The organism is uncultured Olegusella sp. (genome assembly GCF_947253395.1).
Classification (GTDB): Bacteria; Actinomycetota; Coriobacteriia; order Coriobacteriales; family Atopobiaceae; genus Olegusella.
The window spans coordinates 1-25,643 of the sequence record NZ_CAMXYY010000015.1 but is presented as its reverse complement, the minus strand read 5'-3'; the positions used below and the strand labels follow the sequence as shown (position 1 = coordinate 25,643).

Below are 25,643 nucleotides of genomic sequence, written 5' to 3'. Positions count from 1 at the left end.
CATTGATTGTGCGTGGGACTTACTTGATGAAATCGCTAAGAGACAATCATATGAGTGTGAGCAGGTGATACAAAAGCACTGGATTGAAAATAAGACGTGGGAAATAACAGCGCTTGAAATGGGCTACAAAACACGTGATAGAGCATGTAGAAAAGCACAGGCAGCGTTTGGCTGGGCAGACTTGCACTACAAAATCACGCTAGGAAAATCAGATGAACCACAACTAGTGAGGATTGATTAAATGGATGAAAATCAAGTGGATGAAAATCAAAATCAAAATGAGAAGGCGCACTACACCACAGAAGAAATTGTTGATGGAGTAGCGCTTAAATTAAACGCACGCGAAATTATCGACAATGAGAAAATCAAAACAGCCGTTATTGAAATAGCAGACGTGCTAGAAAATCATGGCTTGAATTTGGCGGAGTCTGCAGAAGTAGCACGCTTAATTCTTTTGTGGGCTGGGTTTGAAATCAAAACTAACGCGGACAAAATCAAAAGCGAAAAGGCAAAATCAGAACCAGAACAAAATGAGTGACCCTTATATTAGTAACGAACAGAATGCTTGATTAACTCTTTCAAAAACAAAAAAGGGGATAGCAAAATACTATCCCCTTAATGAAAATCAGTCGCTACCTAGCACTTGTACAGTAGGCAAGTTTTTTCCTGCAACCCACTCCACCTTAATATCACGCTCATATAAGGCAAAAGCTAGTAGGCGCAGGTTTGCGTTTGCAGCACGAAAATCACCTTCATCACCAACGCAGTGGTAGCATTCGTACTCTTTTTGGTTTGACCAGTATGGCAATTTTACTGATGCAGGGTAGTTCCCTTGTTGTTGTGCAATCTCGTCAACCTTGCCGAGCGAAAATGAAATCACCTGACGCTGCAGCTCTAGAGCGCTATCTAATATATCCCACGCGTCTTGTGGTGGGAATTGTGGTGCTTCAGGTGACTCCCAACGCTTTACACTTCTTACTTCAACGCCGAGTTCACGCGCAAGAAATGCTTGAGTCATTCCAACTGTTTCACGCGTGGATCTAAACTCTTGTTTGGTGCGCACTATACCACCGGCCAATCCATGCGCTGTCCAGTAAGTGACTCGACAGCATCAGGCCAGAGCGCACCCACAGTTTCAGCGCGGTCAAATGCCACAGCACGGCCGCTCGGGTCGTGTAATACCGCAAGCCTACCAGGACTCACGCGCCACGCCCAATTGCGGGCAGCGTCGGCGCCACCAATCATGACACCGTTTTCCCACAGCTCCCATCCGCCATCCGTCTCGATGGCGCAAGTCGTAATCTTAGAAAGCTCCTCGTGCAGACTCATGAAACACTCCTCCCATTCATTGCTTCTTTCAAAAATAAGGCGCAGCGATTAGGCCGCGCCAAGATGCTTAGAACTTTGCGATGACGGCGCGAACATCATCAATAGTTAATTCGCGGTTATCGTAATCAATTATTTCGTCGCAGCGCTCTACAATGCTATCTAAATCTTCTGGCTCCAACAGTTTCTTGCTAACAGCATCAATTAAATCTTCCTCGTCAACCACGAGTTCTTTAGCCAAGAACTCAACCGGGTCATAGTTGCTTTCAAAAACTACAGGCCACGTATCTTGCATGCGAGCCTCAAAGTAGTTCGCCATTTCTTCTGCTGCATCGCTCTCCCATGCGTCATGGTCGCGATCAAAGCGGTCATAATCAGCTTCTGAGTGCGAATAATCGCCCTCATCTGGTTCTGGGTTTACTTCTTTCCAAGAACTGAGATATTCTGCCATATCGTTATTAATGGCTCTTTCAATTTCAGCCACATCATAGCCGCTCATGCTCATCCCGCGATTACCGAAATAATCAGCCATGTCAAAATCTGTGTCAATACTCATGATGCTTCCTTCCACTGAAAATGTTTTTGAAAATTGAAAATTGCCTGCTAGTCGATTGTAAGAAAACTTACATCCTCAAGTTCTTTAACGCGCGGATGGTGCTTGCCATATTTTTTGTAAAGCGCGGAATTGACCTCGTCTAAAAACTCTTCTTCAGTCTCGTCTTTTTCCCAAACGCAGTAAATGCGGTTCCATGGGTTGGAAGTGTGAATCTGCATCAGGCGCTCACCGTCATAAAGAGCAATATCTGCAAAATTGCCGCCATCAGTGTAAATGTACTTGCTCATGATTCTCTCCCTTTCGGTATTGGAGCGTCCTTATGACGCTCTCTTGTTGGCTTGCATATTGTCACTAATGGGGACAACACGCAAGCCATTTATATGCAACACAAAGTCTGCACAATTAAAATCAACCTAGCAGTAGACCACGCCATTTTTAGCGGTGAAATAATCCATCAGGCAGGCTTCATGCCACTTATCCCAGTCGATGTAGTAGGTGAAGTGATGCAAGGCGTCTGGCAATTCTTCCGTGAGCAGCTCATCCATGCATTCGTAAAATTCATTAACGTCGTCATAAAAGACGTGGTCATCTAGGCTATCTATAGCTTCTTGGAGCGTGCAGCCTTCACACTCTGCAAGCGCTGCAGCGTGCAGTTTTTCAGACTCGTCAAGCTCTCCAAACTCTGCTAGAGCCTTGCAGGTGTCTGCTGTATTGCAGAGTTCGAGGCTTGGAATGCTGGTGCTGAAGTTGTCAATATCGGCGATGAAGTATTCTCCGCCTTTGAAATCTGGGTGGCTCTCCATGAAGTCAAGAGCTTCTTCTGGCGCCATCCAGCCGAAGCCGAGCCCGCCTTCGTTGTAGTTCTTCCACGTGTTTAGAAAGACCTCGACACTGTTTTTGCTTGCTGTTTCTGCTAGCATGGTTAAAACCTTTCTCTAAGGGGTTTTGTTTTTATCCCGCTAGCGGCTACTGGCGGGATATTTTTTGTTTACCTGCTTAAACGTTTACGAACGTACTCTATGAGAGCCGTTGTAATAACGGCCACCAAACACGTAATGAATGTTTCCAACTTTCCTCCCTCGTGGTATTATTTGTGTAAGGGTGAGCGGAACCCTTATTACAAGTCCCGCTCTTTTTGGATTACCTCAAATGCCGCGGTTGGTAGCTCGAGCATTTGAGGTTCTTCCTTATCTGTGCTATCAGAGCTTTTATTGCGTCATATAAGACGGCAGACATAAGCCCTTCAAGCACAGCCCTCACTGTGCTGTGCAATGGCATCACCTCCCTTCATCAGACTGTTCTTTCCGTGCTCTTCGGTTTTCAAGGTTCGTTGCGGCTTCTTGCGCTGCACAATCACAATATGCCGCCTATGCTCAAGACAATCAATCACAATTTGTCGTATTCACATTATGTACACAATGGTGATTGATTAGTGGTACAATTAAGTCATCACTAAGCCAGATAGGGAGGAGCGCTCATGCAGGGAATTGATGCGCTGCGTGTGATGGTGGAGCGGTCACACTTGAGTGGACGTGCCATTTCCGCACAGATGGGCAAAGCACCCACCTTCATCAGCTCGACCCTCAATCAGGGATCACCGCCCTCCGCCGACACGCTGGCAGCCGTTGCGCGCGTTGTGGGCGCCCGCGTGTGCATTGAGCTAGAGGACGGGTCAAGCGTCGACATCACGGATTCTGGTCAGCGCAGCGAGAGAGTTTCAGATGGAGACAGTTAAGGCAGTTAGGCACATCGTCGATGGTACTGGCGTGTCGCACGCGGAAGTAAGCAGGCGCATGAGCCGAGGCATTAAGTTTGTCGACTCCATTCTTACGCGCGAGCGCGTCCCGCGTGTCGATACGCTTGCGCTCATCGCTCACGCCTGCGGCTGGCGTCTAGTCCTAGAGCGTGAGGACGGGAGCGAGCGGATAGAGTTGGAGCCGAAGCAAGACGATAAGGGCAAGCGCCAGTAAGCAGAGCCCTCATATTAGAGACGAACACGCGCCAGTCTGCTTACTGCAGGCTGGTGCTTTTTTGTGCGCCTGCATCAGGCGTGTCGGCAGCGCGTGGAGTGTGTGAGTCCTAGCACGTGCAGTGTCGCACGTGACGCTACGCGCACATACGCGCGTAAGTATACTTTATGTTAGTTTCAATCTTTATGTATTAATGTTGAAAACTCATATCATATAAGTGCATGTAAAGCCCCCCATAGGGTAAGTTTTCAATAAAATAGGCAGGGGACCGGTGGGGCTCTAGCCTTGTTTTTACGCATGATTAACTTAAAAACTGATTTTTTGCACACTCTGTGTTAGACTTTTCAACATCATACAAACCACTTTTACAGAGTTTTCAACATTTACAGGTGGTGGCATTGTCACGCAGGTTCGCAAAAAGATTCTACAGGAGTAAGGCTTGGGACGTAGCACGAGCTGCAGTTATTGAGCGCCAACACGGACTATGTGCCGACTGTTTGGCTAATGGTGAGCTAGTACCTATTGCAGAAGTTCACCACATACAACCACTCACACCTAAAAATATCACTGACCCCAACATTACTATATCGCTGGATAACCTAGTAGGGCTTTGCCGAGATTGTCATATCGAACGGCACAAACACATAGGCACGTACAAAGGCTCTCCCGCACATACAAAAACGCGAGTCTGGTTTGATGAGAATGGTATTCCACATAAAAAAGGAGACGTGGTATAGATGCTAAGGCTAGGCAACATTAGCAATACAAAGCGCTATAAGGAGTTCGCAAAGAATTACGACACTACAGACCCTATAGTTCGTGATGTGCTCATTGACTATTGCGGCGTGTGTGAGCTGCTTGATTCTGAGCGTAGCGCGATTATGAATGAAGGAACAATAATTGATGGCTTGCATAGCAAGGTGCAGAACCCGCGCATTGGCAACTTGCATAAGTTTATGTCTCAAAAGAAGGCAGCTCTTGCAATGCTCAAGCAAGCTTCTGACCGAGCACCAGAACCAGACGATGAACTAGACAAGCTTCTATCTGAGTAATGCGACATGCCTAATGAGAATAAAACTGGTGCAGAAGAATATATTGAACGTGTTCTTGACGGGCGTATTTATACGTCTGCTGAGGTTGTCAAACTTTGCAACATTATGTACCCGCGTATTAAGCACGGATATAAAGAGTGGCACTACTCTAGAGCGTGTGCTAATCGCGTTGTAGACTTCTTGCGCACAGCTTGCTACATTCCGTCTGGAAAAATTGGCGTTAAGTTTGAAACTGAGCTATACGAACAATTCATCATTGGGCTTATGTTTGGCTTTGTGGATTCTGATGACTGCAGGCAAATACAGGAGACGCTCGTAAAGATAGCTCGAAAGAATGGCAAAACTTCTCTTGCGGCTGGGCTATCTCATTACATGCTGCTTGGAGACAATGAGTACGCACCACAGATATATTCTGTAGCGTCAACTAAAACGCAGGCTTCTCTTTGCTATGGCGCGTCACTAAACATGATGGCGCAATCAAAGCTTTTACGGCGCAGGGAACGCAAGGGCGTTGTTGCAGACCGCAAAGAGGACGGCATTATATGCGACAAAAACAGGGGATTCATCTCTACGCTTGCATCAAACAGCGCCACTCTTGATGGTTTGAACACACACTTTGCCATTGCTGATGAGATAGCGGCATGGCGTGATCGAGGTGTGTATGACCTTGTTAAGCAAGCTTCTTCTTCACGCTCACAGCCTATGTTGCTTGAGATAACCACAGATGGCTTTGTGCGCAACTCTATTGGGGACGCACAGTTTCGCTACGCTAAAGAATGGCTCGATAGTGACGGCAACAAAGACGATAGATTCTTACCTATTGTTTGGCAGCTTGATAGAGCTGAGGATAACTGGACTGATGAGGGTGTGTGGATTAAGGCTAACCCTGGTTTAGGTACAGTAAAAAAGCTAGAAACGCTACGCGGATATGTTGTCAAAGCAAAACAAGACCTAGAGTTTTTGCCTACCGTACTAACAAAAGACTTTAATATTCCTCAAAACGAAAGTTCCGCGTGGCTTGCATGGGAAGAGTGTGGCAGCGATGAGAAGTTCGACTTTGATTCAATGCATTTTGATTACTGCATTGTTGGTTTTGATGCAGCTGATTCTATCGACCTTACAGCGGCACAGGCACTATTCATGCGTGCAGGTGATGACCACATATACGAGAAGTCTATGTATTGGATCCCCGAGTCTAAACTGCAAGATGCTGAGGAGCGTGGTGCTACACGCAATACAGATGATGTTCCTTATAGGTTATGGGAGGCACAAGGGCTGCTTAGGGTAGTGTCTGGAAATAATGTTCCTAAGTCTGTATTGCAGGAGTGGATAGAAGAGCTAAGAGACGAGCATGATGTATACACCTATGCAGTCGGCTATGACCCGTGGCATATGGATGACAACACGGTAAAAAATCTTAAATTGCTTGTTGGTGAGTCGCGCGTAAAGGCTGTTCGCCAAGGAGCACCAACGCTTTCTGAGCCTATGAAGCGCATTAAGGCAGACTATAAAGACAAACGTATCATTGATAACGCACACCCGATAAACCGTTGGTGTCGTATGAACGTTATGGTTAAAGAGGATGTTAACAAAAACATTCAACCAGACAAAAAGAATAACAGCGCTAAAAACCGTATCGATGGTTTTATGGCTGAGCTAGACGCCTATGTTGTATTGCTCAATATGTACGATGAATATAGGCAGGCAATTAGTTAGTTTTCAAATACTAAATTTTTAATGCAGCGTAAGGCAGACACGCAACGCTATTTATTGTAAGTTGATAGCGTGGCAAGCATCGCGCGAAGCGAGCAACGCGCCACAAATTCAATTATCACAACTAATCATGAGTAAAACCCCGTCAACAGGCGGGGTTTTATTTTTGTTCAGACGCGCTTTGTAGATAACCATGCTTGCGGGGGTGAGTAAATGGGGCTATTAGATTCGCTATTTGGGCGCAAAAGGAAAAACCCCGAAACACAATCATACTTTAAGACTCTTACAGAATATTCACCCGTGTTTTCAACGTGGGACGGCGGAGTTTACGAGCAGGAACTAACGCGTACCTGCATCCATTCATTTGCCACAGCATGTTCTAAGCTGGAACCACATTTTGAGGGCACGTCTAATTCTGCTATTGCCCGAGCGTTTGAAACCTACCCTAACCCTTACATGACGTGGAGCAAGTTTCTGTACCGCGTGGCAACTATCTATGAGGTAGATTGCAACGTTGCTATTGTTCCTGTGCTAGATACGTTTGGGCGTAAGACTGGTATTTACCCCGTCAAGTTTGATACGTGTGAGCTTGTTGATTATGACGGCGAGATGTGGGCAAGGTTTCATCTTACAAGCGGAGACGTGTTAGCGATTGAGTCAAGAAACGTTTGCTTGCTATCTAAGTATCAGTATGAAAGTGATTATTTTGGAAGCGCAAACGTTATAGCGCCTACCATCAGATTACTGAAAGCACAGCGTGATGCAGAAGAAAACGCTATCCGCATAGGCTCGAAGATTCTCTATATTGGCAAGCTAACAGGCATGGTTAAAGATTCTGATATTGATAGCAAACGTGAACGTTTTGCTGCTGCCAACTTATCGGCGATGAACAACACGGGGCTTATGGCGTATGACGGCACGTTTGAGAAAGTAGACCCCGTTGTTCATAAGCCGTATGTAATATCAGATGATGAGATGGAGCGCATAGACACTCACGCATTTGACTACTTTAACAGTAGCCGAAAGATCATTCAGAACTCATTTTCTGAGGAAGAGTGGGACGCTTACTACGAGGGCAAAGTAGAGCCGTTTGCAATTCAGTTATCAGATGGCTTAAACAAGATGTTTTTCTCACAACGTGAGATGAAAACTAATCGCGTGTTCTTTGTTTCAAACCGACTGCAGTTCATGAGTGCAGCATCAAAGCGAAACATGGTTCGCGATATGACGCAAAACGGCACCATGACTATTAACGAAGGTCGCGAGATTTTGAATCTACCGCCCATTCCTAGTGGAGATGCATTCATGGTTCGCGGCGAGTACTACCGCGTAGACCTAGAAGGCAACGTGCTGTTTGCTTCTGGTGGTGACACACACTCTTTGCCACAGGCTAAACCAGAAGAAAGACCAGATAGAGACCCTGGCGGCGATGACGCAATTTATCAAGACGTTGACGCTTATGGATTAGATGATAAAGGTGATGAGTAATGCCACACAAACTAGATGGCAGTCGCGAGTACCGCTCTTTCATTGATGGTTTATCCGCTGTTGGCGATACAGGCTACATTATCGAAGGCTACGCAACGACATTTGACGTTCCTTATGATTTTGGCATGTATGGAGCTAAGGAGTGCATTCTTTCTAGCGCCTTAGATGGTGCTGATATGAGCGATGTTATTATGCAGCTCAACCACGAAGGCTCACCACTTGCGCGGCTAAGCAACGGCACACTTGAGCTTGCGCGCGATTCTCACGGACTCCACGTCAAAGCAGATATTGGCGGTTGTCAAGCAGGACGCGATAACTACGAAGCAATTAAAAACGGGCTTATTACCCGCATGAGCTGGGGATTCTCGATTGCAGAAGATGGCTTTGAGTGGAACGAAGCAACAAAAACAAGCACTATTACAAAAGTTTCTAAAGTGTTCGATGTGTCGATAGTTAGCATTCCTGCTAACCAAAACACTGAGATACATGCGCGTTCTTACCTTGACGGAGTGATTGAGGAAGTACAACGGGAGTCGTTGTTGCGCAAACAAAAGCGAGCGCGTTTGGCGCTCAAGGCAAAAGCACTAAACATTAGGTAAGGAGTAAGCATGAATTTTGATGTTATGAACGAGCGTGAGTATCGTTCGCTCAACACAGATGCCTATGGCACCCGTCGAGAGCTTGTTTTGGGACTTGCTGAGGAGTTGCCCGAAGATGCAACTGATGAGCAAATGCGAGCGATTGACGCTGAGGTAGAGATTATCCGTTCTGAGGATGAGCGCCGACATGCTGTTGTTGAGTTGCGTAACGCTAAGGCTAGTCGCGTTGCTAGTGGTGTTGGCGCAGTCAAGGAAAAGCACACGATTGTTGAGACTGACCACACAGAAGATGCTATGGCAAGTCCTGAATACGAGCGTGCATTTGCAGCTTATATTACCCGAGGCGTTGAGATTCCTCATGAGTTCGCGCAGTATCAGACACGCCAAGACAAGGCAACTACTGTAGCCGACTCTGGAATTATGGTTCCTACTACCGTCTCTAATCGCATTATCGAAGAGATGAAGGAACACGGCATTCTTTATCCTCGTGTATCCAAAACAAACGTGCCGGGTGGTATTGATTTTCCCGTTGTGGACTTCAAGCCCGAGGCTCATTGGATTGGCGAAACGCAGGTATCCGAGACGCAGAATGCCACACAGACCGACAAAGTTTCCTTCAAGTATCACGGACTTGAGGTTCGTACCGCGCGCACTCTTCTGCAAAACGCAGTAACCCTGAGTGCGTTTAACCAGCGCTTTGTTGATGCTGCTGCTAATGCAATGGCAGATGCGCTTGACGCAGCTATTGTTAACGGTGATGGCGCAGGTAAGTTCTTAGGTATTACCAAAGACCCGCGTATTACCAACAAGCAGAAGATGAAGGCTAAAGACCTAAGCTTTGCTGGATTCCATAAGATTAAGGCTGCAATTAAGCGTCCTTACCGTGACGGTATCTTTATCATGAATCAAGCTACCTTTGATGCAAACATTGAGGGCATGGTAGATACTAACGGTCAACCTGTTGGTCGTATCAACTATGGCATTAACGGTGAAGAGACCTACCGTTTCATGGGCAAGACTGTTCTTACCGTTCCTGACGCTATCCTTCCCTCATATGACAGCGCTGAGGCTGATGCAGTCTTTATGATTTACGCAAAGCTCACCGACTACCTGTTTAACTCCAACCTGCAAATGCGTGCTGATAATTGGGAGGATCTCGACCACAACTTGTTTAAGACCCGCCATATTCTCATTGCTGACGGTAAGGTGCTCGACCCGTACGGCATGATGCTTGTTTCTAAGGACATTAGCGCCTAATGCCTGCCGCTAAAAAAATTAGGGTAATGGCGCTCTCAAGGTTTAACGACCTGCAGGAGAACATTACCCGTGATGCGGGGGACGAGTTCGACGCTACGAGCACGCGGGTAGACGAGATTAACAGCGCTGGATATGGCGCACTTGTTGTACCCGTAGTAAAAGAACCACTGAACCCTGCAGCAAAGCGCACACGCGCTAAGCAGGCATAAAGAAGGGCAGTAACACAATGGCTTTGATAGATGATGTGAGGTCAGCTCTGAGAGTTTCTTCTGTACTATTTGACTCTGAGGTGCAGACACTTATAGACGCAGCGTTGTTCGATATGAGCAACAAGGGCGTATCAGATAAGTTCATAGCAGGAGAAAACGGCGAGATGCCAGCTATCGTTCGTCAAGCCATTGTGTTATATGCAAAAGCTAATTTTGGTTATGACAACGATGAAGCAGAACGATTCCAACGCTCATATGACTCAATCGTATGTTCGCTGCTAAACGGTTCGCAAAATGTGGAGTCGTATCATGGCTAGATGGAACAGTGTCATTACGTTGCTATCGTCTCCACAGCGCTATCAAGACGATGAGGGCATTTGGCACGATGGCAAACAATCGCCACGAGACGTTATTTGTAATCGCCTAAGCATTGGTGGCAGTGCATGGGCAAGTGCGCGAGCTGCTGGAATTAGGGCAGACGCACGTATTCGTATGCGCTCTTGTGACTATCACGGAGAAGCAGAAGCAATTCTGAGCGGCGTTGAGATGGATATAGAAGGCACGTCTGATACAGGCGAGTTTGTAACACTCACGCTAGGCGTGAAAGCGAGCAACAACAATGAGTAATAAAACATGCGGCGTTGATGATTTTGCAGCGGCGCTAAGTAGCATGGTTGAGAAGCTCGACCGAGAATCAAGACGTGCTCTTGATGTGGCTATCCCTAAAGCGGCGCGACAAGCGCGAAAAGAATGGGTGAAGGCTTCTGCTGGATGGGGTACAGGTCGGTATTCCCAAAGCATTCATACGCATGTTGAAAAAGGCTCTATTGGTGATACCAGAGCTGAGGTTGGTTCTAAAGAGTTGCCAGGACTTCCACACTTGCTAGAAAAAGGTCACCAGACCATTGGTGGCGGATTTGTTTCTGGACGTGTGCATATTGCTAATGCTGCAGAAACAGCGTTTAAGCAAGCTTTTAAGGACGTTGGAGAAGGCATAGACAAGGCGATTGAAGGCTTATGAGTGATAAAGCGCGTATTCACGCAATGCTAAATTCTCTGGGCGTAAAGAATACGGCGTATTGGTGGGCAGAACAGGACGGCGCTTTTAAGGTTCCTAGCTTGCCATATGCGGTTTATTACGAAACTGGGGAAACAGTGCAGTATGCGGATGGGAAACGTTGGGAAGCGTTTACTGAATACGCCATTGAACTCTGGGAAGCAGAACCGAACAAGAAGCTTAGAGACTCTTTAGGCGCAGCGGTTAACGCTAAATTTGGCGCGTATTCACAATACGTTAGGCGCGTTCCGTCTGAACAAGCAGTAGTAACAACTTATGAATTTACAGTCATTCCTGAAAGGGGATAAAACATGCCCGATACTAATAAACTAGCAGGTGTGCGTTTTGGTGTTAAGTCTGTACACTACGCCATTCTCGATGAGACTGCGGGCACCTACGGCACTCCAAAGCCTATTCCTGGTGCAGCAAAGCTAACGCTTTCACCCGTTGGTAGCTCCAACACGGCATATTACGATGATATGCCTTATGAGACGTTTGATACCAACGGCGGCTACAACGTTTCTTTTGAGGGCGCATATCTCACCGATGATATGAAGGTTGATTTGCTGGGATACAAGAAAGACGCTAACGGCGTTGTCTATGAGCCTACGGATGCAAAACCACCTTATATCGCGTTTCTCTGGTTGTTTGAAGGCTCTAAGATGGACAAAGCTGGACTTCTTTATAAGGTCAAGTTCACACGTCCTTCTGAGGAGGGCAACACCAAGACCGATACAGTCAACCCCGACAACGACACTATCTCTGGTGCGGCCGTTGGCAAAGATATTGAGATCGCTGGCAAGAAAGAAAACGTTGTTAAGGCTTCCTGCTTGAGCACTATTGACAAGGCTGCAGTGTTTGACAACTGGTTCAAGAAGGTTTACACGATTGGCGAGACTATCGCCTAATTGAGTTTTAGCGGCTACAACCTAATGCCCTGCTGTTTATTGCAGCGGGGCTTTTTTTGTAGTGAACATTGCCCGACGGCCCTTCTATTAGTAACGAAGAGACGGCGGGTAGTGCTCATTGCGCAGAAAGGCTTATTCATGGCGAACTATTCAAGTATTGATTATGACGGCACAGGTACCCGTCATACGCTCTGCACAGCATGGACGCTAGTTGTTTATGAGCAAGAGTTTCACGCCGATATGATTAAAGACGTGTTTGGCGTAATTGATGCTAAGAAAACCCGTGTCGTTTATGACGCTGACGGAACTCTAGCAAAGATAGATTACACAAATACAAACTGGCATCAAAACATGAAAGCGCTCTGGGCAATGCTCAAAACATATTCAGATGTTGCATTTGCTGCAGGAGACTTAGCACCTAACGAACGTGTTAAGAGCTACCTTGAATGGGTGTGTTCTGTTGGGAAAGTTAACCTAGATGAGATCGCGGCGTTTGTCATTGATGAGATGAATGCAGGTTTGTTTCGAGACGCTGCCGCTGACAGCAGAACAACCAGCTCCAACGAGTAACGAGAAACACGAACACCCTTATACAGACATGCTTGTATCTTGCCTAGACTTGGGCGTGAGTATCGCTGAATTTAGAGCTTTGTCATTCAGTTTTGTTAACAACCTGCTGAGGGCGAATTTTGATAGAGCACAGCGAGCAACTACACCACAAGGTGCGAATACAACCTTAAGCGTTAGAGACGCAACACAAGAAGATATTGACGCATTTTAGGAGCAACAATGGCTGATGCTTATAAAGGCTTAACTATCAAGCTAGGCGGCGATGCAAGTTCTTTAAGCAGGGCGCTTACTACCGTTTCCCGCGCAGCTACAGAAACGCAAAGCAAGCTTAGAATGATGAGCCGTGCGCTTAAAGTTGACCCGTCTAGTTCTGCTGCTATGGCAAGAAGCATTAAGTTCATCAACCAGCAGGCTGAAACTGCAGGCTCTAAGCTCAAGAAACTGCAAGCATCAATTAGTGATTTGGGCAAACAGCACGTTGCTATTTTTGACCCGAAAACAGGCGAGCGCATGACGGGCACCGTGGCTGAGCTTGCTAAAAAAACACAGAACGTAGCGCTTACTGCTGAGCAAGCAAGAAGTGCTTATAACGAGGTCGATGCTGCTCTAGATAATATTTATCGCAGCATTAAAAAGAGTTCTGGTATCGACTTGCGCGATTCAACAAACGCTGAGGTTGAGCGCCTATCGCTCGTTGGAAAGATTACTGCTGAGCAAGCGCAAAAAGTACTTCAGTTGCGCGATGCGTGGCATGAAGCGGACGCGGCTCTGCAAGGTTCTAAGAAGCTTGTGAAGTTTGAGCGCATGGGCGCTGATATTGAGTCCGTTAAGTCGAACATTAAGGGCTTTGCAGCACAACTAATAGCGCTTGATTCACAATCGTCAGTTGCAAAACAAAACAAGAGCTTTGCTGACTTAGATACAAAGATACTCTCATGCGACAACGCGCTAAAAACTCTGCAACAGCGTGGAAAGATGATTGATGAAGCTATCAAGTTTGACCCGTCTAACGTGGGGCTAGTCGCTGAAAAGATTAAAAACCTTAAAGACCAGCAGGACGCGGCAGCGCAAAAAGCAGATGCCTTAAAAGCAAAGATGGCATCATATCCAACAAGCATGATTCATGAAGCTGCTAACGCACAAAAGAACTGGGCGCTAGAGATAGAGCAAACGCGCAATGCATACAGCAAAGCGCAAGGCGAACTAAAGAGCGCCGAAGGCGAGCTTGCAGCACTTGTTGAAAGACAAAAGCAACTCAAGCTCTTGGGCGACACTCAAGGCGCTGCAAAGATGCAAGCGGAGATTGAGGAAACGCGCACAAAGGTTGCGTCTCTTGGAGTGGAGGCGAAGGAAGCCTACAGAAAGTTTGACACTGCTAAAGCATGTAATGAGCTGCAGCAACTTACAAATGAAACGCAAGAAGCAACGCAAGAGTCTAGCCGACTTAGCAAGGCAATTAAGCAAGTAGGAAAAATTCATTTTGAGGATTTTGGCAAGCTAAGGCAGCTTGGCGCGACACTCAAAGCGAATGTAACCAGTCCTATTGTGAACCTTGCGCGTAACGCTCAAGAAGCGGCGCGTGAGGTTGACTCTGCTTTTCGTGACATGAAAAAGACGGTACAGGGGACACCCGAACAGTTTCAAGACTTAAAGAAGTCTGCAATGGAGTTTTCTACAACCCACGTTACGAGTCCTTCGCAGATTCTTGAGATTGAAGCTATGGGAGGTCAACTGGGTGTATCCGCCGACAAATTGAAGAAATTTGCTGAGGTCGCGTCAAACCTCGATATAGCAACCAACATTGATTCACAAGAAATTGCTAAGTCAATGGGACAGCTATCTAACATTCTTGATGATTTGAATCACGACAATCTAGACCAGTTTGCAGACGCTCTGGTAAGACTTGGCAACAACCTACCAACGCAGGAATCTAGCATTCTTGAGGTCACCAACCGTATTGGTTCGATGGGTTCTATCGTGGGCATGACAACGCCTGAAATTTTGGCGTGGGCAGGCGCTATTGCATCGACTGGTCAAGGAACCGAGTCAGCAGGCACTGCAATTAGCAGAACTATGAGTCAGATTGAAGGCGCTGTTGCAGGTGCGAGCGGCGCGTTTGACTTATCTGAGCAGGCTATTAGCGAAGCTGTTGCAGTGGGCGGGGCTGAGCTAGAAGAGTTTGCAGCGCTTGCTGGGATGACGGCAGATGAGTTTGTTGATGCGTGGTCAAGCGACCCGCAAAGCGTACTTGAAAACCTTACGAAGGAGCTTGGCAGCTCTAGCGAAAAACTAGAAGCATTTGCAAAGGTATCTGGTGTGAGCGCCGAAGAGTTTGCGTCAAAGTGGAAAAGTAGTCCGTCCGACGCGCTTAAGCTGTTTGTCGGCGGCTTAAAGCAGATAAAAGATGACGGCGGCTCTGTAGATAAAACACTAGGCGACCTTGGCATTACGTCTGTACGACAAAAGCAGGCACTAGAAGGACTTGTACAGACGTTTGGCACGCTTGATAACGCTCTTACCATGAGTAGCGATGCGTGGAATAACAAGTCTGACCAGTGGGGAGACGCAGGGGACGCAGCGCGAGAAGCGGAACAAAAAGCAGAAGGCTTTTCTGGTGCGTTGGCAAAGCTACAAAACATTGCAATGGCAGCAGGAGCGGTATTGGGCGATGCTGTTACACCTATGCTAAACAACATGGTTGATGTTGCAGGAGACGCTCTTAGCGTATTTAGCAACATGGATCCTGCCATTCAAACAGGCATTGTTGGTTTTGCTGGGCTTGCAGCGTCTGCAGCGCCAGCAATCAATGTTATTGGCGGCGTGGGTCAGGGCACTATGAGCTTAAGTCGCGGCACAATGGTTGCGGCGCGCACAATGCGTGAGTTATCTACTAACTCTGGCACTCTTACAGGTGCGCTTACAAGTGCTATGGAAGCTACAGGAGGATTTGAAAACGCAGCTGAATCTGCAGGTAGCATTGTTGGTGGGCTTAAGGCTGGACTAGTGGGACTTGCTATTGCAGGCGTTGCTTTTTTGGCAGCTAAGGTTATCGAAGCAAAAGCAAAACAGGACGCATACAACAATGCTATGGATTCCCTCGATAGCACCATTGACGGTATGCACGACAACCTTAAAGCTGGTTCCCGCGCTATAGACGACATAGGCAATGCGGCGGCACGTAACGCGCCAACAGTCGAAGAGCTAACCAAAGACTTAGGCGACTTTGAAGAGAAGATTAAGCAGATAACGAAGCCAGCAGAAGAACAAAACCGCGTTCTTGGTCAAGCGAAAACAATCATTGATGAGTGGGCAGGAAAAGGCAAAGTTGCAGCTGATAAGGCTGGCGAGTTGCAGTGGGCGGTAGATACGCTAAACGGTATTCTTGGCGAAAACTACAAGGTGCAAGATATTTTGAATGGCACCTATGAGGACGCTGAGGGCAAGGCTCATAGCTACCGTGAAGAGATAGATAAACTCATTGAATCTAAGCAACGTGAGATTGAGCTTAAAGCTTATGAGGATGTGTATAGCGAATCACTTAAGCAGAAAGTAAAAGGCGAGCAGGACAAACAATTAGCACAAGAAAACTATGATAAAAAGGTTGATGAAACAAAAAAGAAATATATGGATGGCACCTACGCCACATATGATGAAAAAAAGGCTACTGAGGTTGCAAAGGCTAGCTTACAGGGCAGTGACGAAGATAAAGAGCTAAAGGAAGCAACAGAGAACTATAAAGAGTATGCCAAAGCGGTGGATATTGCGAAGCAAGAAATGAACGATATAAACCACCAGAACAATGCACAAAAGCTTGCCGAAGAAATTAAAGGAATTGACGGGATTGTCAACGCTTTGGATAAAGCTGGAATTGGAATTGATGACTTTGCTGCAAGTATGGAAAAGGCGGGCGTTAGCACTGAAACCCTCAAAAGTATAGGTGTAGACAACTTCAAAAAGCTTGCTAATAGCGTTGATGGCAACACTGATGAGATGGCAAGCAGGCTCAAGGCTTTAGATGCGCTAGGGATTGACCCCAAAAACATAACCGTAAACGATGACGGCACCATATCGTTAGCAACAGGCGAGATTATCGACTTAAACAACATGAGCATTGATGGCAAGAAGTTTTACATTGATGATGATGGTACAGCTAAGATGGCAGCAAAGGATATTGAAAAGGTCAATAAAAAGAACGTAAAAGACAAACAGTTCAAGATATCCGCGCTCACTGGAACAGCGCTTGATAAGATTCGAGCGGTACAAGCAAAGATTGATAACTTGCACGACAAGAACATTAAGATTACAGCAACGGGAGTTGCGAAGAATCTATCTGGTAAGCTCGTACCACACATCGAAATGGCTACTGGTGGCATCCGCTATCACGCAGACGGCATGATTGTTGACCGACCTACTTGGATTGGGCATAAGGATATTGCTGGTGAAGCGGGCGCAGAAGCAATTATCCCGCTTACCAACAAGCGATATGTTTCGCCATTTGCTGGAAGCGTTGCTGAAGAATTTATCGCAAAGATGAACGATATGCGTTCTAGCTCTGATACGACTGGGCTTGATTCATCTCTCATTGGCGCTCAAATTGCAGATTCACTTAATGGCGCACAGGTTGTACTGAATGGCAACGTTGTTGGTTCGTTGATGGTGGGAGCTAGCAGAAGGGCGGCGATGTACCTTGGTTAATGATGGTAATTACGTCTTTATGCTGGGCGCTAACAATGGCTTTGCGCTTGATGTTGCAGGAGCAAGTGATGCTCACGGCAAAAACGTACAGGTGTGGACAAAACATGGGCGCGATAGTCAGATTGTGCACATTGCAACCGTGGACGACCACGAAGAACTGAGCTTTCCTGCAACAGGCAAGGCGCTGGATGTTGAACGCGGCAAGTTTGTTTCTGGCACCAACGTTTCACAGTGGGATTGGCACGGCGGCGCTAATCAACAGTGGCAAATTGAAGAGGTAGAAGGCGGCATAGTGGTTCATCCACTTGCCGCGCCTACTCTTGCGCTCACAGCTGAAAACGTAGGTAAGGGCAATGTTTTTCTTTCATCGTATGTGATGGGAGATACAAAACAAATTTGGAAGCTTGAAGCAAAAAGTGCAGCACCAGCAGGAGTTTATGAGCTTTTGAGCAAGGTTAACTCTAACTTTGCGCTTGACCTTACAGGCGGCTCTGTAAGCGCAGGCGCTAAGGTGCAGACCTACTTGCGCAATGATACCAACGCTCAAAAGCTTTTAGTCACAGACACAGACGGTGGTAATTGTCGCCTTAAGTTCTGTCACTCTGGACGCTATCTCGAAGTTGATAAAGTTGCAAAAGGTGGCATTGCGCGGCAGTACGCAAACGACACCAACAAGGCTGGCAGACCTAATCTCTGGGTGCTAGTACCACGTGGTATCGCTGAGGTTAATGGCGTGAGGGCAACCACCTATGAGGTAAGAAACGTTGCAGCACAGGGCGCAACCATGTGTCTGGATATTTACGGTGGCAAGACCTCCAACGGCAGCAGGGTGCAACTATGGCCACAGAATAACAGCGCTGCTCAAGAATTTATCCTGATGCCATCAGAAGCGATTAACGCAAGCGTGCTACCAACACCCGCGGCAGTGGGTGTGGTAGTTGGCGAGGATAAATATCAAGAAGGCACGTGTGTTGTTGGCGATGCCTACCCCACGTTTGAGTGTGAAGGCAAAGACTTTAAGGCGCGTTATCGCATAAGGACGCGCGAAGCGAATAGTAATTGGTCAGATTGGGGAGCGTGGAGACATGCGAGTGATGGTAGTAGCGCGAATAGCGGCTGGGGTGTGGCTGGCGTGCCTAGCGCTAGTTTTACTGACGCAAGCACGACCAAAGTATTAAGCACAGCACTCGACTTGCCACACCTTACAGCGGACGCCACAGACGCGCTTGAGCTACAACTAGAGGTGCGCTACTTTGTGGCAAACATGGACGGCGTTGAAGGCTTTAATGTACACAGCGCAAGTGGTACGAGCGGCACTATCCGTATGACCTTACAGCCGACTATAGCGCCAGTTTCCGTGGCAGCGACAAAAGATGGACTACTAGTCACATACGAGGGCAGCTACCGTCATGGCGGCGCTACAGTGCGTGTGAGCGATATTGTTTTAGGCGGCAAGTCGATACTGCTTGAGTCTGTATCTGAGACAGGTAAAGACGGCTCTAGCGGCACCGTGCTTGTTCCTTGGCTAAAGCTTGCCGATGCTCCAAAGGCAGGTGCGCGGCTGGATGTGCATTTAGCGATTGATGCAGACGGACTCACAACAGAAGGCGCAGTCGGCTTAATCGTTACTAATACAGGGGTACGACGCGATCTTAATGTAAGCGTGGCTGAAACTGACCATGCAACACTTGCACTTGAGGTGCCTACTATCTCAAAGCAAGACAAAGTTAGCGCGGTAGTGCACGCAGACAACACTATTAAGATGACCACCACAGCAACAACGCCTACTAAGCGCACGCTGGATGCCTTTGTACCTTTGGGTAAGACGAGCACAGCGCTTGTGAGTGTGCTTTCGTCTGATGGTAGCTGGGGTGTGGCTCATGTGGAGCTACCCGCGATTAGCTCTCATGCTTATGTGTGGGATTGGGACGGCGGACACGCAGCGCTAGATTTAGGGCTGGGAAGTCCTGCTTCTATGGAAGATACGATTACAAGCGATATTCAAGACTACAAGACCACAGGCAGAATGTTTCCCGCATACAGGCAGCTGGGTACTTTTGAGCGTGATTTATCCGTAAGCGGCGTACTAATTCATGACAAACCTGAGCACGTCTCTATCGAAGCCTTACGCGCCTTGGTTAAGGCTGGGCACGCAGTGTTTCGTACGTGGCGCGGAGAAGTCGCAACTGTTGCTATTACAGGCTTGAAAGAACCCGCACAGTATCGACTCTATACGCAAGTTGAGGTAACACAGTATCAAGAAACGAGGTAGCAGATGGCACAAAAAATAGCTGATATCTGGCGTGATTCTGCTACCACGTTTGAGCTGAGGGCGTATGAGATTGACCCGCATAACATAAATAAGGTAAGGCGTGAGATTGATGGCGTTATGCCTGATACTTGCGCCTTAACGTATGGCTATCGCAGTGACACGCGCGTGTCTGCTGAGCTTTCAGTTAAAGGCAACTGTAGTGTGTGGTGGATACGCCTTACACTTGATGTTATTCCCGCACACGATACGAACTATAAAAAACCACGGCGAGAAGAGCTGGGTACATTTTGCGTATCTCACCGCTCATACGATAGGTCGGGAGATATTACAACGTTTACCCTACAGTCTGCTATCTGGGCGATATCTGAGGATAGGCTGGGCAGCAGGTGGACGGTAGGCAAAGGTACGAGCGCTAAAAAAGCAATACAACGCGCGTGTAAAGTTTGCCAAAAGCAAGCGGTATTTTTACCTTCATATCGTGATCGCGCCTACGGCAAAACAGTTGCTTTCCTACCATCTGAGGCCGCATTTAGCGGCTTTCTATTTGACGCTTGCAAGGTGGCAGGCGCGAGGATGGATGTGGACGGGCATGGGCGCTTGACGTTTTCTAAATACATAGTCCCGCGCTCACGGTCGGCAGACTGGATACTTGACGAAAGAGACAAGCGCTCGATTATCCTTACAACGGATAACGTCTACGAAGATTCAACTGGTGAAGCCTACAACCGCACGGTAGTTCAGCACACAAAGACGAGCGGCAAGTCTGAGCAATACATTTTTGGTTCATACACGCTTCCCGCTACTCATGCAGCAAGCTCTGCTAAACGTGGCTTTACCCGTACAAACGTACACGAAGAATCAGACCTTAAACCTGAGACAACGGCACAGGCAACCAACAAAGCGCGTGGATACAGCGGAGAAGATGCAGCACGCGGAATTGAACTTACTCTTGAGATTATGTGGGCACCTATTGTCGCAGGGAACATGATTGAGTTTTACAACCGCGCGGGGCAAAAGTCGAAGTGGCTAGTAAAGACTGTAGAAGCACGGTGTGATAGCTGGATAAAACAGCTTACTTTGGAGTTGGTGTAGGTGGACGGAATAGAAGCTTCTGCAAGCATTTTTGGCAAGCATGATAGGCAAGAAACCGCAACACCTACCGTGGGAGACGTGACCACTATTGCCGAAGCCGTGAGCGATTCAGCTGATGGCTTGGTGATGATTGACCTTGGCGGCGAGTCAATCACCGAAGATGATGTGCAAGAGGTCGAAGCTGAGTGCACGTGTGAAGTTCGCGCAGGAGACATTGTGAGCGTCACGATGACAGGCGCTAGAGGTCGTGGCATGACTTGTACGGTCACAGGTGTAGTAGGCGGTGGCGATAGGACGCATACCGAAGTTGTTGCAGCAGACGAAAAAGCAACCACAGCGCAAACCACAGCGGCTGCTGCAAAGCAGGATGTAGACGAGATTAAACCGCGTATTATCAGCGTTGAGACGCGCATTGTAGATGCTGAGGATGCCATTACCCTTGAAGCCGAAACGCGCATGACCACAGATGATGCTCTTGCAAACTTGGGCGCACAGCTCGATGCAGAAACCGCGTCACGGATTGAAGGGCAAGATGAGCTTGCAACGCAGCTTAATGACGAGATTACAACGCGCAAGAATTGGTTTCGTTTTGACGAAGAGGGCGCTGAGCTGGGTGAAAGCACGAGCGAATTTAAGACGCGCATTACGAACCGCGAGTTGGGCTTTTACAACGGCGATGTAAAGCTTGCGAGTGCGTCTGGCGACTCTTTTGAAGCGCCTAAACTTGCGTCTGAGCTTGTAAGCATTGGGCCGTGGGTTTTTACAACCACGACAGGCGGCAATCTAGTCCTGAAATACGCAGGTGATGAGTAATGCCAACAACATATGGCAATCAAAGCCAACATTGGCGCAGCAGCTGCACCGTTGATGTAAGTCTTGATGCAGACAACAGAAACGCAAACGTGCGCGTACGCGTCTACATGTGCTCAATCTCATGGGGCTTTAGCATTAGTAGCGGCATATCTGCAAGTTTTAGCAGCGCTGGCGGTAATGGCGGCTATAATGGCGGTTTTCACACTGACCACCTATCGTCACAATCAAGACGCCTGATTGATAAGACAGTCAAGATAGCACGCAAACAAGGCGACTTTAGTACCACCATCCGTTATAGCGTCAAAAACAGCTCTGGGTATTGCAACGGCACATCTTCTGGTAGTGTCACCGTCACTATCCCGAGCCTTGCTAGGCACACGGTTAAATTTAACCTTAATGGCGGCAGCGGAAATTTTCCTAATCTCACGAAATGGTATGGATACCAGCTTTACATTCACAAAAGCACACCCACCCGACCACTCTATGAGTTTGTGGACTGGACAGGAGGAGGTAGGCACTACAGACCAGGGGACAGGTACGACCCTGATGCAGACGTCACACTTACAGCAAATTGGAAACTGGCTTGGGTAAGACCCGCGCTCACAGACGTATCCGCGCAGCGATGTGATGAGAGCGGAATACCAGACGATGAGGGCACGCACGCTAAAATTTCTTGCCATTACGAGGTAAAGCAGGCTGGTGTAAGCGGCGGCGTTATCACAGTACAAAAGCGCAAGCACAACACAGGCGCATATGCGCAGGTGCTATCCGAAGAGGTCACAGACGTTTCTGGCGATTGGTCGGCGATACTTGCTGACTTTAGTGTCGCTGAATCATACGACCTGCTAGTTAGCTTTAGCGACAGAACGCAAGGCGTATCGCAAATAGGCTTTATCTCACAAAGTTTCGTACCACTGGAATTTTTGCGCGGGGGTCATGCGGCGTCTTTTGGCGCTCATGTTCCTGATGGAGTCACAAGCGGACTTTACAGCGCTGGCTTTCCCGTACTGCTAAAAGACGGCAGCAATGTGTCTTATGACAATGGGCAAGGTGTAATTACGCAGCTTTTTAATTGCGGAGTTGTCTTGTACGAAAGTCAAACACCGAGGCTTGGTGGGCCCGTAACGCTATCAGACAGTCTTGCAAACTATCGTTGTATTGAGGTGTATTTTTCGACCAACGATGGAGACGCGGGCGGCATGGTCAAAGTGCGCAACCCGAACGGTAAAACTTTTATTTGCCAGTCCTCAATCGTAGCGCCACAGTCTGAAACGAACCCTGCATGGAGAGGAATTGTAAAGACGAAAGTCTATATGGCAAGCGGAACCACAATTAACACAGTGCAGCGCAGGGGAGACTTTGCTACAGGCGAGATATCGCTTGTAAATGGCTCGACAAACGTTGTTGTACACAGATATGACGCTATAGGTATTACATGTGTCATTGGTTACAAGTAGGAGACGCAATGATAGAGATTACAAACTGGGTAATGAATGGTGTTGCAGGGGAAGCACTAACCACCGTAGAGCTTTGTCTGCTTGAAACAATAAAGCGCGATGACGGCACGGAAAAGCAAGACGTTTACGCTTTTACTGTCACAGGCGAGCATGCCACAACCGCCTATATCACGGAGCACTTGCAAGAGCTGCTAGACGCTCACAAGCAGGAGCAGGCAATCGCTGAGCTTGCACCAGAAGCGCAGCTGAAAGCTCTAAGGGCTGCAATTACAAAGGCAATTAAGCTTGCAGATATCCCTGACAAAGTGGCACTTGGAGCCGTGGCGCTTTTCCCCGTATGGACAGAAGGCGCGGAGTACAAGATGGGGGAGCGCCTGAGCTATCAAGGCACGCTTTACAAGGTGACGAAAGACCACAGCTCAAAAGTTGGCTGGGAGCCTACTCATGCAAGTACGCTTTTCGCTATCGTGACTGAGGTGCAAGCCTACCCTGAGTGGGTACGACCTACAGGAGACGGATACAAAAAAGGCGATAAGGTCACGCACAACGGCAAAAACTGGATTAGCACCTATAGCGACAATCGCTGGGAGCCTGGATCTCTTGGTTGGGACGAGCTGAAGTAGTCCTTATTTATATAAATCGCCAAAAAGTATCAACAAAGCCGCTCGAAAGGGCGGCTTATTTATATTGCGCAGGAGGTGATGTATGGCAGATGTTGACAACCTCGAATCGCGGCTCACGGTGGTTGAATCGCGTCTGAATGGGCATGAGAGACGAATTGCCAAGCACGGGGAAGAAATCGACTCATTGCGCATTAGTGAAGCAACTATCACCACCACGCTGGGACGCATTGATTCAACCGTGAGCAAGATTGACGGCAAATTAGACGCGGTACACGACAAACCAGCACAGCGCTGGGAGGACTTGGTAAAGCAAGTTATTGCGCTGCTTGTTGCAGCAATACTTGCAGCGGCACTTACAAGGATTGGATTACCCACATAAAAGAGATGGAGATCACGATGATTAACTGGACTGTACGCATTAAGAACATCAACTTTTGGCTAGCGCTCATTCCCGCGCTGCTTTTGCTTGCGCAGGTAGTGGCAGCACCTTTTGGCTACAAATTTGAAATTGAGGGGATAAATAGCCAGCTCATTGCTATTGTCAATGCACTTTTCGCAGTGCTTACCATTCTGGGCGTAGTCACCGACCCCACCACAGCAGGCGTGAGCGATTCTTACTTAGCGATGACCTATGACGCACCTAAGCCTCGGCACCTAGGCGATGAGGAGTAATGGGGCCGTATCACCAAGATGAGCGCGATGAGATAGCGGCAGTGGGGACTGCTGTGCTGCTCTTTTTAGTGGCATTTCTCATTGTCGGCATCGCGCTCATTGTCTATATCGCAAGCTAGGAGACAGACGTGTACATAAATAAACATCACGGGACGCTAAACATCGTCCCACGCACAGGAGATATTCGCTATATCGTTGTGCATTACACGGGCAGTGGCTCGAGCCGGGAAGGCTCGGCCAAAGCAAACTGCATCTACTTTTCAAGAGGATATCGCGCGGCGTCGGCGCATTATTTTATTGATGACGCGGGTATCTGGGAATACGCCGACCCCACAAAGTCCGCCACGTGGCACGTGGGAGATGGACGTGGGCGCTACGGAATCACGAACCAAAACTCCATCGGCATCGAGGTCTGCAATAACGGCGGGCCTTACACACAGACTGAAATCGGCTACCTCACGGCACTTGTGCAGCAGCTTATGGGTAAGTTTGGGGTTCCCGCATCGCGTGTTGTGCGCCACTACGATGCATCGCGCAAGGCGTGTCCGTATCCCTATGCGCCAAATGGGGAAGATCCTACTGGCGCTAAGTGGGCGGCTTTACATAAGGTCATTACAGGTGGAAAGCCCTCAGCTAAGCCCCATGTCAAACCAGCACCTAAAGCCAAGGCTGCAAAGCTTGATATAGACGGCTACTTTGGCCCTGCTACTATCAAGGCCTTACAGCGCTACTGTGGTACGCCTGTAGACGGTATTGTTTCATCGCAATACACACCAAATAAGCGGTATGTGCCTTCTTCTACGTCTAGCTGGGAGTGGTCATACAGGGCGCAGGGTTCACTTTGCGTCAAGGCTTTACAGCGCAAGGTAGGCGCAAGCGCAGATGGCTTCTGGGGCAAAGGAACCTCGCGTGCAGTGCAAAGATGGCTCGGTATTGATGCTGATGGCTACTTTGGCCCACAAAGCGCAAAGGCCTTACAGCGCAGGCTGAATAGCTCTGACAAGCTCTGACAAACCCTTAAACCAGTAACGAGTCACGTTGTACCATTTTGTACCATTTTGTACCATTTTGTACCATTTTGTACCACGTTGCCCTACCCTCCATTGCGAGGGTGGGGCATTTTTTATTTGCTATGTTTATGCTGTCTTCATGTGCTAATCATGTGTTAAACATGTGCGATTCTATGCGTATTTATGCGCCTTGTACACAATTCCTACACATTCAAATTACATAAAATAAGGCTCCTACCAGCGGAAACACTGATAGCTGTCTCTTATACACATCTGACGCTGCCGACGAAACCTTATGGGTGTA

At 47.8% G+C, this 25,643-nt stretch carries 31 protein-coding genes; 26 read left to right on the top strand and 5 right to left on the bottom strand.

The features are described from left to right. Both Q0X25_RS02675 and Q0X25_RS02670 read left to right on the top strand, forming a co-directional pair. Nucleotides 1–241, top strand: a 241-nt coding sequence (locus Q0X25_RS02675; RefSeq protein ID WP_298578882.1) for a hypothetical protein, incomplete at its 5' end; no start/stop codon positions are given. Next, the gene (locus Q0X25_RS02670; protein ID WP_298578881.1) at nucleotides 242–538 is read left to right on the top strand and encodes a hypothetical protein; all 297 of its coding nucleotides are present in this window, start codon (nucleotides 242–244) and stop codon (nucleotides 536–538) included. An 87-nt stretch (nucleotides 539–625) separates the two neighbouring features. On the opposite strand, the gene Q0X25_RS02665 is transcribed toward Q0X25_RS02670, so the two are convergent. The 5 genes from Q0X25_RS02665 to Q0X25_RS02645 form a co-directional block, all read right to left on the bottom strand. Next, nucleotides 626–1,063, bottom strand: coding sequence for a DNA-binding transcriptional regulator (locus Q0X25_RS02665; protein ID WP_298578880.1), 438 nt, complete (start codon nucleotides 1,061–1,063; stop codon nucleotides 626–628). After that, nucleotides 1,063–1,329, bottom strand: coding sequence for a hypothetical protein (locus Q0X25_RS02660; RefSeq protein WP_298578879.1), 267 nt, complete (start codon nucleotides 1,327–1,329; stop codon nucleotides 1,063–1,065). The genes Q0X25_RS02665 and Q0X25_RS02660 overlap by 1 nt, the downstream gene beginning before the upstream one ends. 67 nt (nucleotides 1,330–1,396) lie before the next feature. Further along, nucleotides 1,397–1,882, bottom strand: coding sequence for a hypothetical protein (locus tag Q0X25_RS02655; protein ID WP_298578878.1), 486 nt, complete (start codon nucleotides 1,880–1,882; stop codon nucleotides 1,397–1,399). Nucleotides 1,883–1,929: 47 nt separating this feature from the next. Then, entirely contained in the window at nucleotides 1,930–2,169 is a 240-nt protein-coding gene (locus tag Q0X25_RS02650) for a hypothetical protein (RefSeq protein ID WP_298578877.1), read from the bottom strand. 126 nt (nucleotides 2,170–2,295) lie between these two features. After that, nucleotides 2,296–2,802 (bottom strand): hypothetical protein, encoded by a 507-nt coding sequence (locus Q0X25_RS02645; RefSeq protein WP_298578876.1) that lies wholly within the window; start codon nucleotides 2,800–2,802, stop codon nucleotides 2,296–2,298. A gap of 602 nt (nucleotides 2,803–3,404) precedes the next feature. Here Q0X25_RS02645 and Q0X25_RS02640 point away from each other — a divergent pair. The 24 genes from Q0X25_RS02640 to Q0X25_RS02530 all read left to right on the top strand — a co-directional run bounded on the left by Q0X25_RS02640 (nucleotide 3,405) and on the right by Q0X25_RS02530 (nucleotide 25,339). Next, nucleotides 3,405–3,617, top strand: a complete 213-nt coding sequence (locus Q0X25_RS02640) for a hypothetical protein (RefSeq protein WP_298578875.1) — start codon at nucleotides 3,405–3,407, stop codon at nucleotides 3,615–3,617. After that, the gene (locus Q0X25_RS02635; protein WP_298578874.1) at nucleotides 3,604–3,852 is read left to right on the top strand and encodes a hypothetical protein; all 249 of its coding nucleotides are present in this window, start codon (nucleotides 3,604–3,606) and stop codon (nucleotides 3,850–3,852) included. The genes Q0X25_RS02640 and Q0X25_RS02635 overlap by 14 nt, the downstream gene beginning before the upstream one ends. 332 nt (nucleotides 3,853–4,184) lie before the next feature. Then, nucleotides 4,185–4,589 (top strand): HNH endonuclease, encoded by a 405-nt coding sequence (locus Q0X25_RS08510; protein WP_367270378.1) that lies wholly within the window; start codon nucleotides 4,185–4,187, stop codon nucleotides 4,587–4,589. Continuing rightward, nucleotides 4,590–4,904, top strand: coding sequence for a hypothetical protein (locus Q0X25_RS02630; protein WP_298578873.1), 315 nt, complete (start codon nucleotides 4,590–4,592; stop codon nucleotides 4,902–4,904). It begins immediately after the preceding gene. A gap of 6 nt (nucleotides 4,905–4,910) precedes the next feature. After that, on the top strand, nucleotides 4,911–6,620 hold the full coding sequence (locus Q0X25_RS02625) for a terminase large subunit (protein WP_298578872.1): 1,710 nt from the start codon (nucleotides 4,911–4,913) through the stop codon (nucleotides 6,618–6,620). Between the two features lie 210 nt (nucleotides 6,621–6,830). Beyond that, a complete protein-coding gene (locus tag Q0X25_RS02620; protein ID WP_298578871.1) occupies nucleotides 6,831–8,105 on the top strand; it encodes a phage portal protein in 1,275 nt (424 codons plus the stop codon). Next, nucleotides 8,105–8,704, top strand: a complete 600-nt coding sequence (locus tag Q0X25_RS02615) for an HK97 family phage prohead protease (protein WP_298578870.1) — start codon at nucleotides 8,105–8,107, stop codon at nucleotides 8,702–8,704. The genes Q0X25_RS02620 and Q0X25_RS02615 overlap by 1 nt, the downstream gene beginning before the upstream one ends. Before the next feature lie 9 nt (nucleotides 8,705–8,713). After that, the gene (locus Q0X25_RS02610; protein WP_298578869.1) at nucleotides 8,714–9,961 is read left to right on the top strand and encodes a phage major capsid protein; all 1,248 of its coding nucleotides are present in this window, start codon (nucleotides 8,714–8,716) and stop codon (nucleotides 9,959–9,961) included. Next, on the top strand, nucleotides 9,961–10,170 hold the full coding sequence (locus Q0X25_RS02605) for a hypothetical protein (RefSeq protein WP_298578868.1): 210 nt from the start codon (nucleotides 9,961–9,963) through the stop codon (nucleotides 10,168–10,170). The genes Q0X25_RS02610 and Q0X25_RS02605 overlap by 1 nt, the downstream gene beginning before the upstream one ends. 17 nt (nucleotides 10,171–10,187) lie before the next feature. Beyond that, nucleotides 10,188–10,487, top strand: coding sequence for a head-tail connector protein (locus Q0X25_RS02600; RefSeq protein WP_298578867.1), 300 nt, complete (start codon nucleotides 10,188–10,190; stop codon nucleotides 10,485–10,487). Further along, nucleotides 10,480–10,797 carry a hypothetical protein gene (locus Q0X25_RS02595; RefSeq protein ID WP_298578866.1) on the top strand — a complete coding sequence of 106 codons (318 nt, stop codon included), beginning with the start codon at nucleotides 10,480–10,482 and terminating at the stop codon, nucleotides 10,795–10,797. The genes Q0X25_RS02600 and Q0X25_RS02595 overlap by 8 nt, the downstream gene beginning before the upstream one ends. After that, a complete protein-coding gene (locus Q0X25_RS02590; protein WP_298578865.1) occupies nucleotides 10,790–11,191 on the top strand; it encodes a hypothetical protein in 402 nt (133 codons plus the stop codon). Before Q0X25_RS02595 ends, Q0X25_RS02590 begins: the two co-directional genes overlap by 8 nt. After that, nucleotides 11,188–11,535: a hypothetical protein gene (locus Q0X25_RS02585; RefSeq protein ID WP_298578864.1), complete on the top strand. Its 348-nt coding sequence runs from the start codon at nucleotides 11,188–11,190 to the stop codon at nucleotides 11,533–11,535. The genes Q0X25_RS02590 and Q0X25_RS02585 overlap by 4 nt, the downstream gene beginning before the upstream one ends. A gap of 3 nt (nucleotides 11,536–11,538) precedes the next feature. Continuing rightward, nucleotides 11,539–12,135: a major tail protein gene (locus Q0X25_RS02580; RefSeq protein WP_298578863.1), complete on the top strand. Its 597-nt coding sequence runs from the start codon at nucleotides 11,539–11,541 to the stop codon at nucleotides 12,133–12,135. Between the two features lie 138 nt (nucleotides 12,136–12,273). Beyond that, on the top strand, nucleotides 12,274–12,705 hold the full coding sequence (locus Q0X25_RS02575) for a hypothetical protein (RefSeq protein WP_298578862.1): 432 nt from the start codon (nucleotides 12,274–12,276) through the stop codon (nucleotides 12,703–12,705). A 219-nt stretch (nucleotides 12,706–12,924) separates the two neighbouring features. Further along, a complete protein-coding gene (locus Q0X25_RS02570; RefSeq protein WP_298578861.1) occupies nucleotides 12,925–17,400 on the top strand; it encodes a phage tail tape measure protein in 4,476 nt (1,491 codons plus the stop codon). Further along, the gene (locus tag Q0X25_RS02565) at nucleotides 17,393–19,672 is read left to right on the top strand and encodes an RICIN domain-containing protein (RefSeq protein ID WP_298578860.1); all 2,280 of its coding nucleotides are present in this window, start codon (nucleotides 17,393–17,395) and stop codon (nucleotides 19,670–19,672) included. The genes Q0X25_RS02570 and Q0X25_RS02565 overlap by 8 nt, the downstream gene beginning before the upstream one ends. A 3-nt stretch (nucleotides 19,673–19,675) precedes the next feature. Next, nucleotides 19,676–20,764: a hypothetical protein gene (locus tag Q0X25_RS02560; protein WP_298578859.1), complete on the top strand. Its 1,089-nt coding sequence runs from the start codon at nucleotides 19,676–19,678 to the stop codon at nucleotides 20,762–20,764. Further along, nucleotides 20,765–21,577, top strand: coding sequence for a hypothetical protein (locus Q0X25_RS02555; RefSeq protein WP_298578858.1), 813 nt, complete (start codon nucleotides 20,765–20,767; stop codon nucleotides 21,575–21,577). It abuts the gene before it with no gap. Next, complete coding sequence (locus Q0X25_RS02550) at nucleotides 21,577–23,034, top strand: InlB B-repeat-containing protein (protein ID WP_298578857.1); 1,458 nt, start codon at nucleotides 21,577–21,579, stop codon at nucleotides 23,032–23,034. Before Q0X25_RS02555 ends, Q0X25_RS02550 begins: the two co-directional genes overlap by 1 nt. A gap of 8 nt (nucleotides 23,035–23,042) precedes the next feature. Then, nucleotides 23,043–23,657 (top strand): carbohydrate-binding protein, encoded by a 615-nt coding sequence (locus Q0X25_RS02545; protein WP_298578855.1) that lies wholly within the window; start codon nucleotides 23,043–23,045, stop codon nucleotides 23,655–23,657. Between the two features lie 82 nt (nucleotides 23,658–23,739). After that, nucleotides 23,740–24,036, top strand: coding sequence for a hypothetical protein (locus Q0X25_RS02540; protein ID WP_298578853.1), 297 nt, complete (start codon nucleotides 23,740–23,742; stop codon nucleotides 24,034–24,036). Nucleotides 24,037–24,053: 17 nt separating this feature from the next. After that, the gene (locus Q0X25_RS02535; RefSeq protein WP_298578851.1) at nucleotides 24,054–24,329 is read left to right on the top strand and encodes a phage holin; all 276 of its coding nucleotides are present in this window, start codon (nucleotides 24,054–24,056) and stop codon (nucleotides 24,327–24,329) included. 128 nt (nucleotides 24,330–24,457) lie between these two features. After that, nucleotides 24,458–25,339, top strand: coding sequence for an N-acetylmuramoyl-L-alanine amidase (locus Q0X25_RS02530; RefSeq protein WP_298578850.1), 882 nt, complete (start codon nucleotides 24,458–24,460; stop codon nucleotides 25,337–25,339). Nucleotides 25,340–25,643: the final 304 nt, after the last annotated feature.

What these genes read in the sequence shown, in the direction of transcription:
- Q0X25_RS02645 (WP_298578876.1), bottom strand. Translation starts at nt 2,802, where the DNA reads ATGCTAGCAGAAACAGCAAGCAAAAACAGTGTCGAGGTCTTTCTAAAC.
- Q0X25_RS02595 (WP_298578866.1), top strand. Translation starts at nt 10,480, where the DNA reads ATGGCTAGATGGAACAGTGTCATTACGTTGCTATCGTCTCCACAGCGC.
- Q0X25_RS02620 (WP_298578871.1), top strand. Translation starts at nt 6,831, where the DNA reads ATGGGGCTATTAGATTCGCTATTTGGGCGCAAAAGGAAAAACCCCGAA.
- Q0X25_RS02610 (WP_298578869.1), top strand. Translation starts at nt 8,714, where the DNA reads ATGAATTTTGATGTTATGAACGAGCGTGAGTATCGTTCGCTCAACACA.
- Q0X25_RS02575 (WP_298578862.1), top strand. Translation starts at nt 12,274, where the DNA reads ATGGCGAACTATTCAAGTATTGATTATGACGGCACAGGTACCCGTCAT.
- Q0X25_RS02570 (WP_298578861.1), top strand. Translation starts at nt 12,925, where the DNA reads ATGGCTGATGCTTATAAAGGCTTAACTATCAAGCTAGGCGGCGATGCA.
- Q0X25_RS02600 (WP_298578867.1), top strand. Translation starts at nt 10,188, where the DNA reads ATGGCTTTGATAGATGATGTGAGGTCAGCTCTGAGAGTTTCTTCTGTA.
- Q0X25_RS02650 (WP_298578877.1), bottom strand. Translation starts at nt 2,169, where the DNA reads ATGAGCAAGTACATTTACACTGATGGCGGCAATTTTGCAGATATTGCT.
- Q0X25_RS02590 (WP_298578865.1), top strand. Translation starts at nt 10,790, where the DNA reads ATGAGTAATAAAACATGCGGCGTTGATGATTTTGCAGCGGCGCTAAGT.
- Q0X25_RS02655 (WP_298578878.1), bottom strand. Translation starts at nt 1,882, where the DNA reads ATGAGTATTGACACAGATTTTGACATGGCTGATTATTTCGGTAATCGC.
- Q0X25_RS02535 (WP_298578851.1), top strand. Translation starts at nt 24,054, where the DNA reads ATGATTAACTGGACTGTACGCATTAAGAACATCAACTTTTGGCTAGCG.
- Q0X25_RS02550 (WP_298578857.1), top strand. Translation starts at nt 21,577, where the DNA reads ATGCCAACAACATATGGCAATCAAAGCCAACATTGGCGCAGCAGCTGC.
- Q0X25_RS02545 (WP_298578855.1), top strand. Translation starts at nt 23,043, where the DNA reads ATGATAGAGATTACAAACTGGGTAATGAATGGTGTTGCAGGGGAAGCA.
- Q0X25_RS02605 (WP_298578868.1), top strand. Translation starts at nt 9,961, where the DNA reads ATGCCTGCCGCTAAAAAAATTAGGGTAATGGCGCTCTCAAGGTTTAAC.
- Q0X25_RS02580 (WP_298578863.1), top strand. Translation starts at nt 11,539, where the DNA reads ATGCCCGATACTAATAAACTAGCAGGTGTGCGTTTTGGTGTTAAGTCT.
- Q0X25_RS02630 (WP_298578873.1), top strand. Translation starts at nt 4,590, where the DNA reads ATGCTAAGGCTAGGCAACATTAGCAATACAAAGCGCTATAAGGAGTTC.
- Q0X25_RS02625 (WP_298578872.1), top strand. Translation starts at nt 4,911, where the DNA reads ATGCCTAATGAGAATAAAACTGGTGCAGAAGAATATATTGAACGTGTT.
- Q0X25_RS02635 (WP_298578874.1), top strand. Translation starts at nt 3,604, where the DNA reads ATGGAGACAGTTAAGGCAGTTAGGCACATCGTCGATGGTACTGGCGTG.
- Q0X25_RS02660 (WP_298578879.1), bottom strand. Translation starts at nt 1,329, where the DNA reads ATGAGTCTGCACGAGGAGCTTTCTAAGATTACGACTTGCGCCATCGAG.
- Q0X25_RS02560 (WP_298578859.1), top strand. Translation starts at nt 19,676, where the DNA reads ATGGCACAAAAAATAGCTGATATCTGGCGTGATTCTGCTACCACGTTT.
- Q0X25_RS02615 (WP_298578870.1), top strand. Translation starts at nt 8,105, where the DNA reads ATGCCACACAAACTAGATGGCAGTCGCGAGTACCGCTCTTTCATTGAT.
- Q0X25_RS02540 (WP_298578853.1), top strand. Translation starts at nt 23,740, where the DNA reads ATGGCAGATGTTGACAACCTCGAATCGCGGCTCACGGTGGTTGAATCG.
- Q0X25_RS02585 (WP_298578864.1), top strand. Translation starts at nt 11,188, where the DNA reads ATGAGTGATAAAGCGCGTATTCACGCAATGCTAAATTCTCTGGGCGTA.
- Q0X25_RS02670 (WP_298578881.1), top strand. Translation starts at nt 242, where the DNA reads ATGGATGAAAATCAAGTGGATGAAAATCAAAATCAAAATGAGAAGGCG.